General features: G+C 74.3%; 12 protein-coding genes and 1 pseudogene. 5 read left to right on the forward strand and 8 right to left on the reverse strand.

Translation table 11 applies throughout. The features are described from left to right. Positions 1 to 22 precede the first annotated feature (22 nt). The 7 genes and pseudogenes from AC07B0_RS13305 to AC07B0_RS13335 all read right to left on the reverse strand — a co-directional run. A pseudogene (locus AC07B0_RS13305) lies at positions 23 to 853 on the reverse strand (IclR family transcriptional regulator); the annotation flags it as partial. Positions 854 to 1,671: 818 nt separating this feature from the next. Beyond that, a complete protein-coding gene (locus tag AC07B0_RS13310; RefSeq protein WP_356873197.1) occupies positions 1,672 to 2,250 on the reverse strand; it encodes an RNA polymerase sigma factor in 579 nt (192 codons plus the stop codon). 347 nt (positions 2,251 to 2,597) lie between these two features. Further along, positions 2,598 to 2,987 (reverse strand): VOC family protein, encoded by a 390-nt coding sequence (locus AC07B0_RS13315; RefSeq protein WP_356873261.1) that lies wholly within the window; start codon positions 2,985 to 2,987, stop codon positions 2,598 to 2,600. 76 nt (positions 2,988 to 3,063) lie between these two features. Continuing rightward, entirely contained in the window at positions 3,064 to 3,429 is a 366-nt protein-coding gene (locus AC07B0_RS13320) for a MerR family transcriptional regulator (RefSeq protein WP_467297274.1), read from the reverse strand. Then, complete coding sequence (locus AC07B0_RS13325) at positions 3,426 to 4,502, reverse strand: MDR family NADP-dependent oxidoreductase (protein ID WP_478898073.1); 1,077 nt, start codon at positions 4,500 to 4,502, stop codon at positions 3,426 to 3,428. The genes AC07B0_RS13320 and AC07B0_RS13325 overlap by 4 nt, the downstream gene beginning before the upstream one ends. Positions 4,503 to 4,625: 123 nt before the next feature. Next, positions 4,626 to 5,057, reverse strand: coding sequence for a VOC family protein (locus AC07B0_RS13330; RefSeq protein WP_478898074.1), 432 nt, complete (start codon positions 5,055 to 5,057; stop codon positions 4,626 to 4,628). Between the two features lie 155 nt (positions 5,058 to 5,212). Beyond that, positions 5,213 to 6,400, reverse strand: a complete 1,188-nt coding sequence (locus tag AC07B0_RS13335) for an MFS transporter (protein WP_478898076.1) — start codon at positions 6,398 to 6,400, stop codon at positions 5,213 to 5,215. Between the two features lie 531 nt (positions 6,401 to 6,931). On the opposite strand from AC07B0_RS13335, the gene fusA reads away from it, so the two are divergent. After that, entirely contained in the window at positions 6,932 to 9,010 is a 2,079-nt protein-coding gene (gene fusA / locus AC07B0_RS13340) for an elongation factor G (protein WP_478898078.1), read from the forward strand. A gap of 107 nt (positions 9,011 to 9,117) precedes the next feature. On the opposite strand, the gene AC07B0_RS13345 is transcribed toward fusA, so the two are convergent. Continuing rightward, complete coding sequence (locus AC07B0_RS13345; protein ID WP_478898080.1) at positions 9,118 to 10,254, reverse strand: alpha/beta hydrolase family protein; 1,137 nt, start codon at positions 10,252 to 10,254, stop codon at positions 9,118 to 9,120. A gap of 303 nt (positions 10,255 to 10,557) precedes the next feature. Between AC07B0_RS13345 and AC07B0_RS13350 the strand changes: the two genes are divergently transcribed. From AC07B0_RS13350 to AC07B0_RS13365, 4 genes are all read left to right on the forward strand, one after another. Beyond that, positions 10,558 to 12,441 (forward strand): glycoside hydrolase family 15 protein, encoded by a 1,884-nt coding sequence (locus tag AC07B0_RS13350; RefSeq protein WP_478898082.1) that lies wholly within the window; start codon positions 10,558 to 10,560, stop codon positions 12,439 to 12,441. A 127-nt stretch (positions 12,442 to 12,568) separates the two neighbouring features. Continuing rightward, on the forward strand, positions 12,569 to 14,110 hold the full coding sequence (locus tag AC07B0_RS13355) for an alpha/beta hydrolase (RefSeq protein ID WP_478898083.1): 1,542 nt from the start codon (positions 12,569 to 12,571) through the stop codon (positions 14,108 to 14,110). Between the two features lie 68 nt (positions 14,111 to 14,178). After that, positions 14,179 to 15,129, forward strand: coding sequence for an ABC transporter ATP-binding protein (locus tag AC07B0_RS13360; protein ID WP_478898085.1), 951 nt, complete (start codon positions 14,179 to 14,181; stop codon positions 15,127 to 15,129). After that, positions 15,126 to 16,109 carry an ABC transporter permease gene (locus tag AC07B0_RS13365; RefSeq protein WP_356873215.1) on the forward strand — a complete coding sequence of 328 codons (984 nt, stop codon included), beginning with the start codon at positions 15,126 to 15,128 and terminating at the stop codon, positions 16,107 to 16,109. Before AC07B0_RS13360 ends, AC07B0_RS13365 begins: the two co-directional genes overlap by 4 nt. Positions 16,110 to 16,156 lie beyond the last annotated feature (47 nt).

The following is a 16,156-nucleotide window of genomic DNA, read 5'->3' on the forward strand; positions in this document are numbered from 1 at the left end:
CCGCGGGTCCGGTGCTGCCGGCGACGATGAGGGCGAGTAAGACCGCCGCGGCCTCGCTCTGCAGGATCCGTGCCGCCTGCCCCAGCCGGAGCGGATCCGGGACGGGGATGGACAGGGCCACGCATTCCGGGTTCGGGCCCGCGGTGATGGGCACGGCGGCGCAGACCGTGCCGAGGGCGTACTCCTGGAGGTCGACGAGGGGCGCGTTGGGCGGGCGGGTGTCGAGCTGGTGGAAGAGGACCTCCGGACTGGTGAGGGTGTGCGAGGTGAAGCGGGCCATCCTGTGCCGGGCCAGGTGGTCCCTGCGGTCGGCCGGGCCGAGCTGGGCGAGGAGGGCCTTGCCGACGGCGGACGCGTGGGCGGCGGCACGGAAGTCGACCCACTCCTCCACCAGCGGGGCGGCCGGGCCGTCGGCGTACTGGGTGATGGAGACCTCTCCATCGGTGTAGCGGGCGACGTAGACGGCCGCTCCGACCGCGTCGCGGACCCAGGCGAGGGTCTCCCTCAGCTGGTCCCGGCCTTCTCCGGGCGCGGATCCGGACACCGATCCGGTCAGCAGGAGGGCATTGCCCGCGGTGTAGGCGTCCGGCCCGACCGGGGTGGCCAGGTCGGCCCGGATCAGCTGCTCCATGGCCCGGGCGAGGACCAGTTGGGGCAGTTTCGTCGCGCGGGCGATCTGGGTGAGGCCGACGCCGCCGGAGTGCCGGTTGATGACCTCCAGGACGCGCAGCGCCTGGTGGACGGATTCCAGCGGTGCGGACGCGGGCCGGCCGTCGGGGGCCGGCCGTGCGGCGCTCGGCGGCTGGGGCCGCCCGGGGGTGCCGCAGGTCCACGTGCCGGCCAGTTGTGTCAGCTGCGGGGTGTCGAGCCGGGCGTACTGGGCCACGGCCACGGCGATCTGCCGGCTGGGGGTGAACACGTCCCCCAGGTCGGGGTGTTCCTTCCCGGTGCGCGCCGTGACGGCCTGGCGCAGCCGGAGGGGGAGCCGGTACGGGGGCCGGCCCGATCGGCCCGGTCCGCAGGCGAGGCCGGTCAGGTCCTGGGTGGTGATGGGCGGTGAGGTCCAGATGACGGAGGCACCGAGGGCCTCTTCGAGGTCCTGCGGGATCGGGGGCAGGGTGGGCAGGCGCGTGTCGGGGGGCAGGGCCTGGGCCTGCTCCTTCCAGTGGCGGGCCGTGCGGACCTCGGCGCGGGCCAGGTGGTGCAGGTAGAGGCAGTCCGCGGCGGTCCGCGAGCCCGCTCCGGCCGCGTACTGGAACCAGAAGCGGGCGCCCTCGGTCCGGTCGGTCAGGTGCAGGAGGCAGCCGAACAGCAGGGCAGAGTCCTCGCCGTGGGGCCAGGATCCGGCCTCCAGGGCGAGTTCGGCGAAGTCCCGGCTCTCCACGAGGGCCCAGGTGACGTCGTCCAGTACGCGCGCGGACCGTACGTGGCAGGCGGCGTCCAGGACCAGTTCGTCGGACGCGGCCGGCGAGTCGTAGCTCCGGGGCGGGGCGGCCGTACCGCAGACCGTTCCGGTCGACGACCGGGCGCGGTCGGCGGCGATGCGGCGGGCGATGCGGCGCCGGGCGGCGCCCTCGTCGTAACCCGCGTACTCCTCCACGAGCACCAGCGCGTCCTTCAGGGCCGCGTCCAGCTCGCACAGCGCCATGTCGCGGTCACGGGGCATGTCGCTCACTGCTCCTTCTCCTCTCCGGGGATCCAGTCCACCCCGAGCTTGCGGGACAGGGTTCGGCGGGCGCCGCGGATGTGCGAGCGGACCGTCGCGGGGGAGATCCCCATCATCCGGGCGACCGTGTCGGATTCGTTGCCCAGCAGGAACGTCAGCAGGACGACGTCGTACTGGCGCTCGGACAGTTCGGCGATCGCCGCGTACAGGCCGAGCTTGGACTCCAGCAGTTCCAGGCGTTCGCGGGAGGTCCGGCGCAGCGCGGCGAACCAGGCCGTCTCCACCATCGCGACCGGCCGGGCCAGGACGGCCAGTCTCCGTTCCACGTGTTCGCGCAGCACCGCCCAGGCGAATCCGTGGAGGCTGGCCTCCCTCAGTGCTTGGCTCCACACCTTCAGCAGGAAGGTGAACACGTCGTCGACGACCTCTTCGGCCATCTTGGCGTTGCCCAGCTGGAGGTGGGCGTAGCGCAGGTAGGCGCGGTGCTGCTGGGAATGGAACGCGGTGAACTCCACGGGCAGGACGCCCGCCAGCTCGCTGGAGACCGCCTGGTCTCCCGATGGGTCGTACTCGCCCTCGCTCATGCGTTCCCCCACGGTTGGACTCCGGCTCCCGGCGCGGGCCTGGGCGCCCGGGTCGGATCGGCTGTGCGAACACGGACCGCGGTGGCGAGTATCCGGACGAGGGCGACCATCTCGACGACATTCACGTGACGTGAAACCTCCCAAGTGGTGTGTGCGGAGCGGCGTACTCGCCCCCGGGTCCGGTAGCCGCGGCGGCGCGGTGCGCCCCCAGGACCCACCCCATCGAAGAACGCGCCCGATCGTGCAGGCCGGTCCCGCGAAATCTTCCGGAAGTGGCGCACGCGCTTCTTTCCGCGCCCCTCACACACCAGCGCACGCCCCCTCGTACGAGCCGGGGGCGGGGACCCTCAGGGCGTGGAGGCCTGGCCCGCGAGGGTGAAGGAGTGTCCGGCCGGGTCGCTGAACAGGCGGGCTTCGTGCGGCCCGTCCCCGAGGCCGGACTCCAGCGGGCGGGCCCCGAAGGAGACCGCTTCGCGTTCGGCTTCGTCGAGGTCGGCCGCGGCGACCTGGATCCTGAGGTGTGCTTGCTGGGAGTCCTCGGGGCGCGGCCAGCTCGGTGGCGCGTATCCGTGGTCCCGGCGCACCGCGAGGTGCACTCCGGTGGTGCCGACCACTTCGACCATGTCCGGGTCCTCCCCCATCCGGACGTCGGCGTCGAGGAGTTGGGCGTAGAAGAGGGCCAGGGCCTGGGGCTCGGCGCAGTCCAGTACGAGAACGCTCGTCTTCTTGACCGTCATGGCCCGCGCATACCCGCCGTGTCCGGGGGCATGCGGAGCGCGGTCGGCGACCGCCCGGGCCGCCACCGGTGCCGGATCAGCGGTCGGCGGCGGCCTCGCGGGCCAGGTTCTCGCGCAGCCGGGTGAGCCGGGCGATCTCGGCGTCGAGGACGGCGAGCCGGCGGGCGACCACCGGGGAGGCGCCGGGCACGGTGGCGCCGCAGGACGGCTGCGGGTCCCCGTCGAGCAGGTGGAGGCGGTCGGCGCGGGCGCGCAGGTCCTCGACGGTGAGCCCGAGGGCCAGCAGGCTCCGGATGACGCGGACCCTCGCGATCTCGCCGGGCCCGTACTCCCGTTGCCCCGAAGCCGTGCGCGCGGGCGGGGGGAGCAGCCCGCGCTGTTCGTAGAACCGCAGTGCCCTGGGCGTCGCCCCGGCCGCCGCGGCCGCCTCGCCGATCCTCATGCCGACCCGCCTTCCTCTCCCCCGCCGCCCGCCGCACCGGAGCGGAGTTCCACGACGACTGCCCCGAAGTGCCGGCCTTCGATCAACTCCTGCAACGCGCGGGGGGCCCGTTCGATGCCCGTGATCCGGGTGTGGGGGAAGGTGATCTCACCGGAGCGCAGCCAGCCGCCGAACCGGCCGGCCCATTCGTCCGCCACGTCGGGGTGGTCGGCGCCGCTGTAGCCGCGCAGCGAGAGGCCTTTGACGACGATGCGGAAGGTGTCGATCTCGGCCGGTGCGCTGCCGCCGGCCCGGCGCCGCGACAGCTGTCCGGCCAGGGTGCCGACGAGGGCGACGCGGGCGCCCTGCCGGGCCGCGCCGAGTGCCGCGGTCAGCTGTTCCCCGCCGACCGTGTCCAAGACGGCGTCGACTCCCTCCGGCGCCGCCTCGGCGAGCTGCGCGGCGAGGGGCCGGCCGGTGCCGCGGAGCAGGACGGCGTCGTAGCCCAGTTCGGAGACGAGGCGCGCGGCCTTGGCGGGCGTACCGGTGGTGCCGATCACCTTGGCGGCGCCCAGGAGGCGGGCGATCTGCCCCGCCAGGGTACCGACGGCGCCGGCGGCTCCTGTGACGAGGACGACGTCGCCGGGGCGTACCCCGGCGAGGCGGGTGAGGGCTCCGTAGGCGGCGGAGCCCTGGGCGAGGTGCTCGACCGGGTGGGGCAGCGCGTCGCCCAGCGGGGTGCAGGCGGCGGCGGGAACCAGGGCGTACTCGCGCCAGCCGAGCATGTGCGTGACCGCGGTACCGGTACGCGGCGTGCTGCCGGGCGGCGCGGCGACGACCTCGCCGACGGCGGGGCCGAAGAGGGTGTCGCCGACGTGCAGCAGCGGGAGCGGCAGGCCGTCGGTCTCCCCGCCGATCAGGGTGCGCAGACCGGGGAAAACGAGGAAGTGGGTGTTCCTGACGAGCACCTGGCCCGGCTCGGGTTCGGGCAGCGGGGTCTCGACGACGGCGAAGTGCTCCGGTGCGGGCAGCCTGTCGGGGACGGCGGCGAGACGGACCTCGCGGCCGGTGCGGGGCAGGACGGTCACGGGCATGCGGGTCTCCCGGGCGGATCGGGGGCGGCGGCCGCGCGGGGCGCGGCCGGGGTGCGGTGACGCTAACCCCTGACCCGCACGTCAGGGTCAAGCCGCCCTCCCCGATCGTCTTCTGCCGGAGATTCAGCGTTCCGACAGCTCCGAGGGGGCCTCCTGGACGACCCAGCCGTTGCCGTCCGGGTCCTCGAAGGTCATGAAGGAGTTCCAGGTGCCGCCCTTGCCGTCCTCCCATCCGGTGGCCCCGACGTGGCGGACCGGGGAGACGTCCACGCCCCGGGCGAGGAGCTCCTCGCGGGCCGCCTCGATGTCGGTGACGCAGATCTGGAGGCCCTGCAGGGTGCCGGGGGCCATCTGCTTCGTCCCGGGCGCGGCGGGCATCCCCTGGAGCATCGCGATGGAACAGCGCGAGCCGGCCGGCGTCATCTGGATGATGCGCACGCCGGGGGCGACCTCGTCGTCGAGGTCGACCTTGAACCCGGCCTTGTCTGCGTAGAACTCCTTCGCGCGGTCCATGTCGGCGACAGGGACCGGTACGACTTCGAGCGTCCAGTTCACGGAAGGTCTCCTCGGGTAGCGCCAGCGGGTCGGTCCGGGCGGTCCCCACGGTGTCCTACCGAGCCTCCTCGCGCACGCCGCAACGCCGCCGGACGAGGTGAACGCCTGCGGGAACCAAGGGGGTTGTCGCCGAGCGGGGCGGCGCCGACCGTCCGTCACCCCACCCGTACGGGTCTGCGGAGCAGGTAGGCGGCCGCGGCGCCGACCAGGACGGCCATACAGGCGATGAACACCAGCCCGGCCCCCTCCAGGCCCATCGGGCCCGACAGGACGCCCACTCCGATCACCGGCACCGAGATGCCCGTGTACGCCACCACGAACAGGGTCGAGATCACCGCCGCGCGCCGGTCCGCGGGAGAGGCGGCGGTCACCGCAGACATCGCCCCGCGGAACGCGAGGCCCTGCCCGGCCCCGCCGACGAGCGCGCTCAGCACCACCAGCCACAGCTGGTCCCACCACAGCGCGCCCGCGAGCAGGGCCAGGCCGGCGAGCAGGCCGGCGCAGCCCAGCGGCAGGGAGCGGCCCACACCGACCCGGCCGACCACCAGTTGTCCGGCGGTCGAGGCGAAGAAGGCCAGGGCGACGACGAGACCGCTCACGGCGCGGTTGTGCACGTCGAGGGATTCCGCGAGGAACGCCGGGCTGACCGAGGTGAACACCCCGAACAGGGCGAACCCCACGAACGAGGCGATCGCGGCGGGCCCGAACACCGACCGCACCTCGGCGGGCACGCCGGGCCGCTGGGGTCGTACGGTGCTCAGCGGACGCCGTTCCCGTACGGTCTCCGGGAGCCGCAGCAGGACGGCGGCCGACGCCGCCACCAAGGCGAGGTGCACGACGAACGGCAGGTAGAGGGGCCAGGGCGCGTACTGGGCGAGGATGCCGGCGAGCAGGGGGCCGCAGCCCAGGCCGCCCATGTTGGCGGCGGTCGCCACGAGCGTGGCCCGGGAGGCGCCGCCCCGGGGGGCCAGCTCCATCACGTAGGCGGTGGCGGCCCCGGTGAACAGGCCCGCGGACAGGCCGGACAGCAGCCGTCCCGCGTACAGCCAGCCCATCGCGGTGGCGCAGAGGAAGCAGACAGCGCTCGCGACGGCGAAGCCGAGGCCGGCCAGCAGGACCGGTTTTCTGCCCACGGCGTCCGAGGCGTTGCCGGCCAGCAGCAGGACGCCGATGACCCCGAAGGCGTACACCGCGTAGACGACGGTCACCATCAGTTCGGAGAAGCCGAACTTCTCCTGGTAAAGGCCGTAGAGGGGGGTCGGCAGGGTGGTGCCGGCCATGCACACGGCGAACACCGCCCCGCCGAGCACGCACTGACGCCACCTTCGGCGGTCACCGTCCATGCCGCCGACGGTAACCCCGCGCGCCCGCCCCGGCCCGGCGCGCCGTGCCCGGCGCGTCGGCATCGGCCTGCCCGGCGCGGTGCGCGCGGGAGATCGTCCTGCCGGGCGCGGCGCGCGGGGACCGGCCGCCGCGAACAAATGCGGTGCCGTGCCCCGCCCCTGTTGCCTAGACTCGCCGTGCGCGCCGCCGACCGGGACGACACGACCCGGGGCCCGCGCGTCCGATGCCGAGCGAAGAGAAGGGGAACCGGGCCATGTGCACGTACCGCACCGCCGCCTTCGTTCCCCCGTCCCGGTACGACGTGATCCCGGTGTCTCGCACCGTGCGGTGCCGGCTGCGCGGCCGTCACCGTAGGCCCGTGACACACCTCTAGCCTCCGCCCCGCCCTTCCGTTTTCCCCGCTCCGCCCGCCCGGGTGCCGTTCCGGCACGGGCCGGCGCCGGGGACGGCCGGGCGCACGGGAAGGCGGACAGGTCCGGTGTCCGGGAATCGCGCCGCCCTCTTCCTCTTCGTTCGAAAGGCCTCGGGCCATGCGCACCGACCGGCGATCCACCGTCCCCTCCTCCCCCGCCCGCACCACCCTGCGGAACCTGGGCATCCTGGCCCACGTCGACGCGGGCAAGACCACCCTCACCGAGCGGATCCTCTTCGCGACCGGCGCCGTCCACAAGCGGGGCGAGGTCCACCACGGCACCACCGTCACCGACTACGACGCCCAGGAACGCGACCGCGGCATCACCATCTTCGCGGCGGCCGTGAGCTGTACCTGGGACGGGCACCGCGTCAACCTCATCGACACCCCGGGGCACGTCGACTTCGCCGACGAGGTCGAGCGCTCCCTGCGGGTGCTCGACGGAGCGGTGGCGGTGTTCGACGCCGTCGCGGGCGTCGAACCGCAGAGCGAGTCGGTGTGGCGGCAGGCGGACCGGTACGGCGTACCGCGGATCGCGTTCGTCAACAAGCTCGACCGGGCGGGCGCCGACCTGGACGCCGCGGTCGCGTCGATCCGCGACCGGCTGGGCGCCGTACCCCTGGTGGTCCAGCTGCCCGTCGGGCGGGAGGACGGCTTCCGCGGGGTCGTGGACCTGGTGGGGATGCGGGCGCTGCTCTGGCCCGACGGCGACGGCGCGTACGAGACGGGTCCGGTTCCCGAACCGCTGCGCGAGGAGGCGCTGCGGCGCCGCCGGCTCCTGGAGGAGACGGTCGCCGAACTCGACGCGCGGGCGCTGGAGGAGTTCTGCGCGCAGTCGTCCCTGAGCGGGGCGACCCTGGCCCGCGCCCTGCGGGAGCTGACGCTGCGGGGCGAGGCGGTGGTGGTGCTGTGCGGTTCGGCGTACCGCAACCGGGGGATCGAGCCGCTGCTGGACGCGGTCGTGGCGTACCTGCCGTCGCCCGCGGACATGCCGCCGGTGCGCGGCACGGCCGGCGGTGCGGAGCAGGAACGCGCCCCCGATCCGGCGGAGCCGTTCGCGGCGCTCGCCTTCAAGGTGACGGCCACGGCGACGGGGCGGCTCACCTACCTGCGGGTCTACTCGGGCACCCTGCGCAAGGGCGCGTCCGTACTGGACCCCGGTACGGGCCGTACCGAACGGGTCGGCCGGATCCTGCGGGTGCAGGCCGACCGGCACGAGGAACGGGAGGAGGCGGTGGCCGGTGACATCGTCGCCGTGATCGGGCCGAAGACGGCCCGGGCCGGTACGACGCTGTGCGCTCCGGACGCCCCCGTGCTGCTGGAACCGCCCTCGGTGGCGGAGCCGGTGGTGTCGGTGGCGGTGGAGGCCGTGCGCGGCACCGACACGGGGCGGCTCGCCGTGGCGCTGGCGCGGCTGGCGGAGGAGGATCCTTCGCTGGTGGTGCGTTCCGACGCGGAGACCGGCCAGACCGTGCTGTCGGGCCTGGGCGAGCTGCACCTGGAGGTCGCGGTGGAGAAGGTCCGGCGCGGGCACGGGGTGGAGGTGGCCGTCGGGCAGCCGCAGGTCTCCTACCGGGAGACCGTCGTGCGCGGGGTGAGCGGTCTGGTCCACCGGCACGTCAAACAGGACGGTGGCGCGGGCCAGTTCGCGCACGTCGTCCTCGACGTGGAGCCGCTGGAGGAGCCCGGTTTCGTGTTCCGGTCGGCGGTCGTCGGCGGGCGGGTGCCGCAGGAGTACGCGCGTGCCGTGGAGGCCGGCTGCCGGGACGCCCTGGCGGAGGGTCCGCTGGGCGGGTTCCCGGTGACGGGGCTGCGCGTGACGCTCACCGACGGGGCGACCCACTCCAAGGACTCCTCGGAGATGGCGTTCCGGGCGGCGGGCCGGTTCGGCCTGCGCGAGGCGCTGCGGGCGAGCACGGTGGAGCTGCTGGAGCCGGTCGTGGAGGTCACGGTGACCGTCCCGGAGGACGGTGTCGGCGGCGTCCTCGGTGATCTCGCGGCGCGCCGCGGCCGGGTCTCGGGGTCCACGGCCGGGGCGGGCACCTCGGTGATCACGGCGGTGGTGCCGCTGGCCGAGCTGTTCGGGTACGCGTCCCGGCTGCGGGGCCGGACCCAGGGCCGGGGCACCTTCACCACCCGGCCGGCGGGTCTCGCCCCGGTCCCGGCGTCGGTCGCGGGCCAGCTGCTGACCCGCTGACGGCCGGCCCGGCAGCCCCGCCCCCCCTCCGGCGAAATCCGGGGGGGGGGCGGGGCTCTGCGGCTCCGGTGCCTTGCCGGCCGTCGCGACCCCGTGGGCCCTACGGCCTAGCCGTGGAACCGGACCTCGGGGTGGTGCGCCGAGGGGCCGTCCAGGAGGGGGGCCGGGCGTCCCTTCAGGTGGGTGTCGACGAAGGCGCCGACGTACGCGCGCAGGAGGGCGTCGCAGCGGTCTCCGTCGAGGGGCTGGAGCCTGATGCCCAGCTGCTTGCCGACGGTCGCCATGTCGCCGAAGGAGGTGTGTTCGGTGCCGTCGACGGTCAGCCAGCGCTTCCAGCCGGTCAGTTCGCTCCAGGTCTCGTCCCAGGTCCGGTCGCCGCCGCCCGGGACGTGGCCGGGCTTGCCGAGCATCAGGAAGGGCCGGTCCAGCGGGACGTCGTTGGGGAAGCGGAAGTTGCCGTCCATGTTGACGCCCGCCTTGATGCGGGGGTCTCCCAGCATGGCCGGGACGGCGCTGAAGCCGCCCGCCGAGTGTCCGACCATGGCGATGCGGCCGGTGTCGATGAGCGTGCCGCCCTTCCACTTCGGGTGCCGGCCGGTGAGCTCGTCGAGGACGAAGGAGACGTCGCGGGCGCGTTCGGCCCCGACGCGCGGGAAGTCCGGGGCGGGGCAGGCCTCGCAGCCGGTCGTGCGGCCGTCGGGGAAGGTGATGCCGACGGCCTCGTGGTTGTGCCCGATGCCGGCGACGACGTAGCCGCGTGAGGCGAGTTCCTCGGCGAGGCCCGTCAGGGTGGCGCGCGGCATGCCGAAGCCGGGCGAGAGCACGACCAGGGGCAGCCTGCCGCGCGCGGTCACCGGCTTGGCGTCGACGGTCGCGTGGGTGACCACGGTCGTCAGTACGTCCGAAGGCACTTCTTGCGGTACGACGGCCCGGTTGGATTCGACGTACCTGCGGGACTCCTCCTCCGTCATGTAGGGCGCGGGCGTGCGCGAGGGCTTCTTCGCCGGGTACCAGAGCGACACCATCAGTTCCCGGCGCTCCTGCGGCACCCACGGGTCGGCCCGGTCCTCGTCCTTCAGGTGGACGGTGGTCATGCCGACCGGGTGTCCGCCGGTCGGCCGCGGCAACGCCGGGGCGTCCCGCGGCGCGTGCGCCGGTGTGGCCGCGGCCCGGGCCGAACCCGCCTGGGCCGTACCGGTCATGAGCAGGGCGGCTGCCGCAACAGCCAGGAACGCGCGCCTCATTGGTGTCCTCACGGCGATGTACGTCGTCGGGGGTGCTCCCCGCGACCCGGTGTGTCCAGGCTAGGAAGCTGTCCCGCGGCTGCCATCGGTCCACGGATGCAACACCCGTCCCTCCCTACATCCGTGGGATGACGTCCGCGGATGACCGCCCCCGGGCCGCGGTTCGTCCAGACGGGTCCGGTTCCGGCGCGGCCGGGCGGTCCTGCGATGGTCCGCCCATCACACGAGTCACCCTCGGAGAGGAGCGCGCCACCCTCCATGCCCGTCTCTCGTTTGACGTCCGGATCACCCGAAGGGAGAAGCATGGTGCGTACGAGGTCCGCCGCGTTGGCCACGGCCCTGCTGTCCACGCTGTTGTGCGGAGCCGGCGGGCCGGCGAGCGCGCGCGACGGGGTCCCCCCTGACGGGCAGGCGCTGCACGACGCGGCCCTGATCGGCATCGCGGCCGCCGGCAGCGCGGCCGCGCAGGAGTTCAGGACGGCCGACGCCCGCCTGTCACGGGTCAGCCTGTACCTGAGCAGCACGGCGGCCGGCGGCCGGGTACGGGTCGAGGTCCGCGGTACCCGGGAGGACTCCGGGTCCGCGATCGCCTCCCGTACGGTCGACGTGGCGGCGCTGGGCGGTGCGGGCGCGGGCTGGGTGGAGGTTCCCCTGGACGCCGCCGTGACGCCGGACACCCCGTACTACCTGTTCGCGCAGGCGACGACCCCGGACGGCAAGCCGGTCGTCTGGCACGGAACCCGGCAGACGGCCGCCGGTGCGCCGGTGAGCTGGCACCGCGACGGGCCGGCCGGCCGCTGGGAGGCGGTCGCGTCCCGGCTGGCGTTCCACGTGAACCCGGCCGGTGCGGAGCGGTGCGGCGAGACGGATCCCTGCTACGTGCCGGCCGCCGACCGGATCGCGCGGACGTCGGGCCTGCTCTCCAACGGCACCGACGTGGAGGCGGTCACTCCGGAGTTCGCCGTCGGCGCCCGGTACGTGACCGGCGGCAACGTGCTGCGCCTGCCGTCCGGGCGGTGGCGGTACCTGCCGGCCGGCAGGGCCGCCTCCGTCGTCGTCGAAGCGGACGACGCGCTCGCCCTGGAGCAGATCGCCGAGTCCCGGGCGTGGCTCGCGGCGGGCCGGATCCCGGGCGCGGCGGGGGCCCGGCGCGAAAGCGCCGAGCGGGCCCTGCTGTCCATGCGGGCGCTGCTGCGGCCGAACGGTTCCTTCGCCGCGGCCTGGTCACCGTTCTGGGACTTCTCCTGGCCGCGCGACTCCAGCTTCGCCGCCGTGGCGTTCGCGCACTGCGGGTACGACGAGGAGGCGTACCGGATCCTGCGGTACAACGCGGGGACGCAGCGCGCCGACGGCACCTGGGAGGCCCGTACGCGGCTGGACGGTTCCGGGCCGCCGGACGACAGGCCGTGGCAGCTCGACGGCAACGGCTGGGTGCCCTGGGCCACGTGGCAGTGGTACCGGACGGCCCCGGAGGCGGGCCGCGCGGCGCGGCTGGAGGCCCTCTACCCGATGCTCCGCAAGGCGGCGGACCACGCGGCCGGGAGCCTCGACGCCGACGGCCTGCCCCCGGCTTCTCCCGACTACTGGGAACTGTCCACCGACACCGTCAACATCGGGACGGCGGCGCCCCTGCTGGCGGGGCTGAACGCGGCCGCGGACCTGGCGCGGGGTCTGGGCCGTACGCAGGACGCCACCCGGTGGGCCGTCGCGGCGCAGCGGCTGTCCGCGGGCATCGAGCGGCGGTTCGCCCCGCTCGGCTATCCGCGGACCGCCGACGGGCTGCACGGCCGGGACAGCGCCGTCGCGTTCATGGCGCCGCCGTTCAACCAGGCCCCCGCCGGTCTCCCCCGCGCCCTCGACGACACGTACGGGGCGCTGCTGCGGCCCAACGGCGGCGTGATCCCCGGCGACGATCCCGATGCCCCGTGGGGCGACATCACCTGGACGCCCAGTACCTCCTTCTTCGCGCTCGCGTGGGCCGGCACGGGGGAACGGGAGAAGGCCGACGCGGTCGTGGACTGGGTGCTGTCCAAGCGCAACGCGCTCGGTGAACTCCCCGAGACGGTCAGCCCCGACGGCCGCCCGAAGGCGGTCGTTCCGCTCGGCTGGACCGACGCCATCGTGCTCCTCGCCCTGCGCGCCACGGAGGGCGCACCGCTGCCGGCCCCGCCGATGGCCCGGCCCTGATCCCGGGACCCGCACCGGGGGTGGCACCAGCACCACCCCCGGTACGGGCAGCAGCACGATCGTCACGGGGCGTCCCCTCGGAGAGGCTTGGCGGAGCCGATCCACACCGACGGGAAGAGCCCTTCACATGCAGTTTTCCAGTGTGCGCCCCGCACGATGGGCCGCGGCCGCCGCCTGCGCGGTCCTCGCCCTCTCCGCCCTGCCGGCATCCGCGGCCGGCGCCGCGGCACCGGCCGGGGCGCCGCCCGTTCCGGCGCGGTACGCCCAGCAGCGGCTCGACTGGCACGCCTGCCCGGACGGGGCGCTGGAGTGCGCCGCGATGGCGGTGCCGCGCGACTGGTACCACCCCGACGCGGGGCCGGACCTCACGGTCGCGGTGTCCCGGCACCGTGCCACGGGCTCCGCCGCCCGGCGCGGCGTCCTGCTGACGGCGGCGGGCGGGCCGGGAGCCTCGGGTCTGGGGCGGCCCGCGGGGCTGGCCTCGTACGCACCGGAACTGGCGGCCGCCTACGACATCGTCGGTTTCGACCAGCGCGGCATCGGGGCGAGCACCAAGGTGGTCTGCTCGGACCAGGACACCGTGGACGCCCTGTTCGGCAGCGGTGACCTGCGCGACCGTTCGGAAGGGGCGGTCCGCGCCACCCTGGAGCGCACCCGGGGCTTCGTGGAGGACTGCCGCCGCAACTCGGGCGATCTGCTCCCCTACCTGACGACCGCCCAGGTGACGCACGACATGGACCTCTACCGGAGCCTGCTGGGGGCCGAGCGGGTCTCCTACTACGGCCCCTCGTACGCCGGATTCCTCGGCGCGTACTACGCGAGCGGGTTCCCCGGCCGAGTCGACCGGTTCGTGCTGGACAGCACCGTCGACTTCAGCGGTGGCTGGGAGTCCTTCTCGACGGGGCAGCCTCTGAGCTTCCAGCGCCGGTTCGAGGAGGACTTCCTGCCGTGGCTCGCGAAGAACGACGCCACCTACCACATGGGCCGCACGCCCCGGGAGGCGAAGGCCGGGTACGAGCGGCTCCGCCGCGGCCTGCGGGACCGGCCGCTCGACCTCGACGGGACCGTGGTGACGGCCAACCACCTCGACGCGGCCACGACCGGAGTCATCTACGACGGCGACTCCTTCCCCCAGATCGCGGCGGCGTTCGGCGTCCTGGAACGCCCGCAGGACGCGCCGCCCGAGGTCAGGCGGGCCGTCGCCCGCAAGCTCGGGCACCCGATGTCGGCGGAGTTCGCCGCCGCCTACTTCTCCGTCACCTGCTCCGACACCCCCTGGACGCGGGACACCGGCCACTGGGTGGCCAGGAGCGCCGCGGACACCCGCCGGTACCCGATGGCAGGGGCGCGGGAGCTGACCTTCGCGTCGGTCTGCGCCGCCTGGCCGCGCTCCACCGCGCCGCGCGTCGAGGTCACCGGCAAGGGGCTGCCGCCGGTCCTGATGCTGAGCTCGCTCCGTGACCCGGCGACCCACTACGAGGGCGCCCTGCGGTCGCACCGGGCGCTCGCGGGTTCGCGTCTGATCACCATCGGGGGCGGTGACCACGTCGCCTACCAGTCGCACCACGCCTGTGCGGACGCCTACGTGGAGGAGTTCCTGCTCGACGGACGGCTGCCGGCCCGGGATTCCTCCTGCGCGGCGAAGCCGCTGCCGGAACCGAAGGTTTGACAGGGGCCGGACCCGAGTCCATTATTCCACTACTCATCTAGTGGATTCATGGAGAGAGGGGGGACGCCGTGCGCAAGACGACCGATGATGACGCTGCGGCCGACAACCGGTGGGCCGTCGAGGCGCGCGGGCTGGGCAAGAGGTACCGCCGGGGGTGGGCACTTCGAAACGCCTCGTTCCGGATACCCGCCGGCCGTATCGCCGCGCTGGTGGGACCCAACGGCGCCGGCAAGAGCACCCTGCTCGGCCTGGCGACCCGGCTCGTCGAGCCGACGGCCGGTGAGCTGAGCGTCTTCGGCCGTCCCGTCGGCTCGGAGGACACCCGGACCCGCTGGGCCTACCTCGGACAGGACAAGCCGCTCTTCAAGCGCTTCACCGTCGCCCGGACCCTGCGCATGGGGCAGGAGCTCAACCCGGCCTGGGACCAGGAGGCGGCGGAACGGATCGTGCGCGGCGGCAACGTGCCGATGGAGGCGCGGATCGGGGACCTCTCGGGGGGCCAGCACACCCGCGTGGCCCTCGCGCTCGCCTTCGGCAAGCGGCCCGAACTGCTGCTCCTCGACGAGCCGATGGCCGATCTCGATCCGGTGGCCCGGGACGAGATCGGCTCGCTGCTCCTCTCCGAGGCGGCCGAGCACGGAACGACGGTCCTGCTGTCCTCGCACCTGCTGAGCGAGATCGAGGACATGTGCGACCACCTGCTGGTCCTCGCCGACGGGCGCGTCCGCATGGCGGGCGACACCGACGAGCTGCTCCCGATGCACACCCTGGTGACGGGCGTGACCGACGAGGGCGGCGCACTGCCCGCCGCCCTCGCCGCCCACACCCTGATCGAGGCCCGGACCTCGGGGCGGCACTTCACCGCACTGGTGCGCCGCGAGGCGCCGATCGGCCCGGAGTGGCAGCCGGCCGAGCCCAGCCTGGAGGAAGTGCTGCTCGCCTACCTCCGCTCGCCGCAGGCCCCCGCCCTGCTCTCGCCCAGCTCCGTTCCCGGCCACCGAGAGGACCGCGCCGCATGAACACGCTCACCCGGGGCCCCGCGACGCGGGACCGCAAGCCGTCCGGTCCCCGCGCGCTGCGCGGGCTGGCCTGGCTCATGGTGCACCAGCACCGCGCCGCCCTCCTGTCCTGCCTCGCGGTCACCGTGATCGGGGCGGCCTGGATCGTGTACCAGCGCGGCGCGATGCTGGACGCCCTGCACGGCGCCGGCTGGCCCGGCACACCCGGCTCCGTCGACGAGGCCCTGAGCAACCGGATCTCCAACGACCTGGAGTCCGGCGGATCGACACTGGGCTTCCTGCCCGTCCTGCTCGGCGCGTTCCTCGGCGCACCGCTCATCGCCGCCGACCACGAGCACGGCACGGTGCGCCTCGTCACCACGCAGTCGGTGACCCTGCGTCAGTGGCTGCTGGCCAAGCTGTCGTTCGCGCTGATCCTCGTGACGGTGCCGACGGCGGTCCTGGGCCTGCTCTACGCCTGGTGGTGGCGCTCCGTCGGACCGTTCGCCCCCGACGACTGGCTGACCGGCTCGGTGTTCGACACCACGGGTCCCGTCCTCGTGGCCACCGCCCTGTTCACCACCTCGCTCGGCCTGGCGGTCGGCACCCTGCTGCGGCGGGTCACGCCCGCCATGACCCTCACCTTCCTGATCTCGGCCGCCTCCCTGTTCGCGGCCTCCCTCTTCCGGGACCGGCTCGCCACGCCGCGCAGGCTCGCCTTCCCGCTCGACAGCACCCCGCCGGCCGTCCTCGACCACGCGGTGCAGATCGACCAGTGGGTGGGGACGGCGTCGGGCAGGCTCTACGGCTGGAGCACCTGTGCGCACGAGTCCTCGCCCGAGGCCTGCCGCAGCGAACGCGGCATCGTCAACTCGGTCTGGGACTACTTCGGCCGCGACCAGATGGCGGGCATGCAGTGGACCTACGCGGGGGTGCTGCTGGCGGCCGCCGTCCTGCTCCTGGGCGTGTGCGCGCTGCGGACCGGCAGGGGCCGGATGTAGGGCGGCAACCGCCTAGGCTGGACCGGATCCGCAAGGGATCGACCGAC

The organism is Streptomyces sp. NPDC044704, from assembly GCF_056433525.1.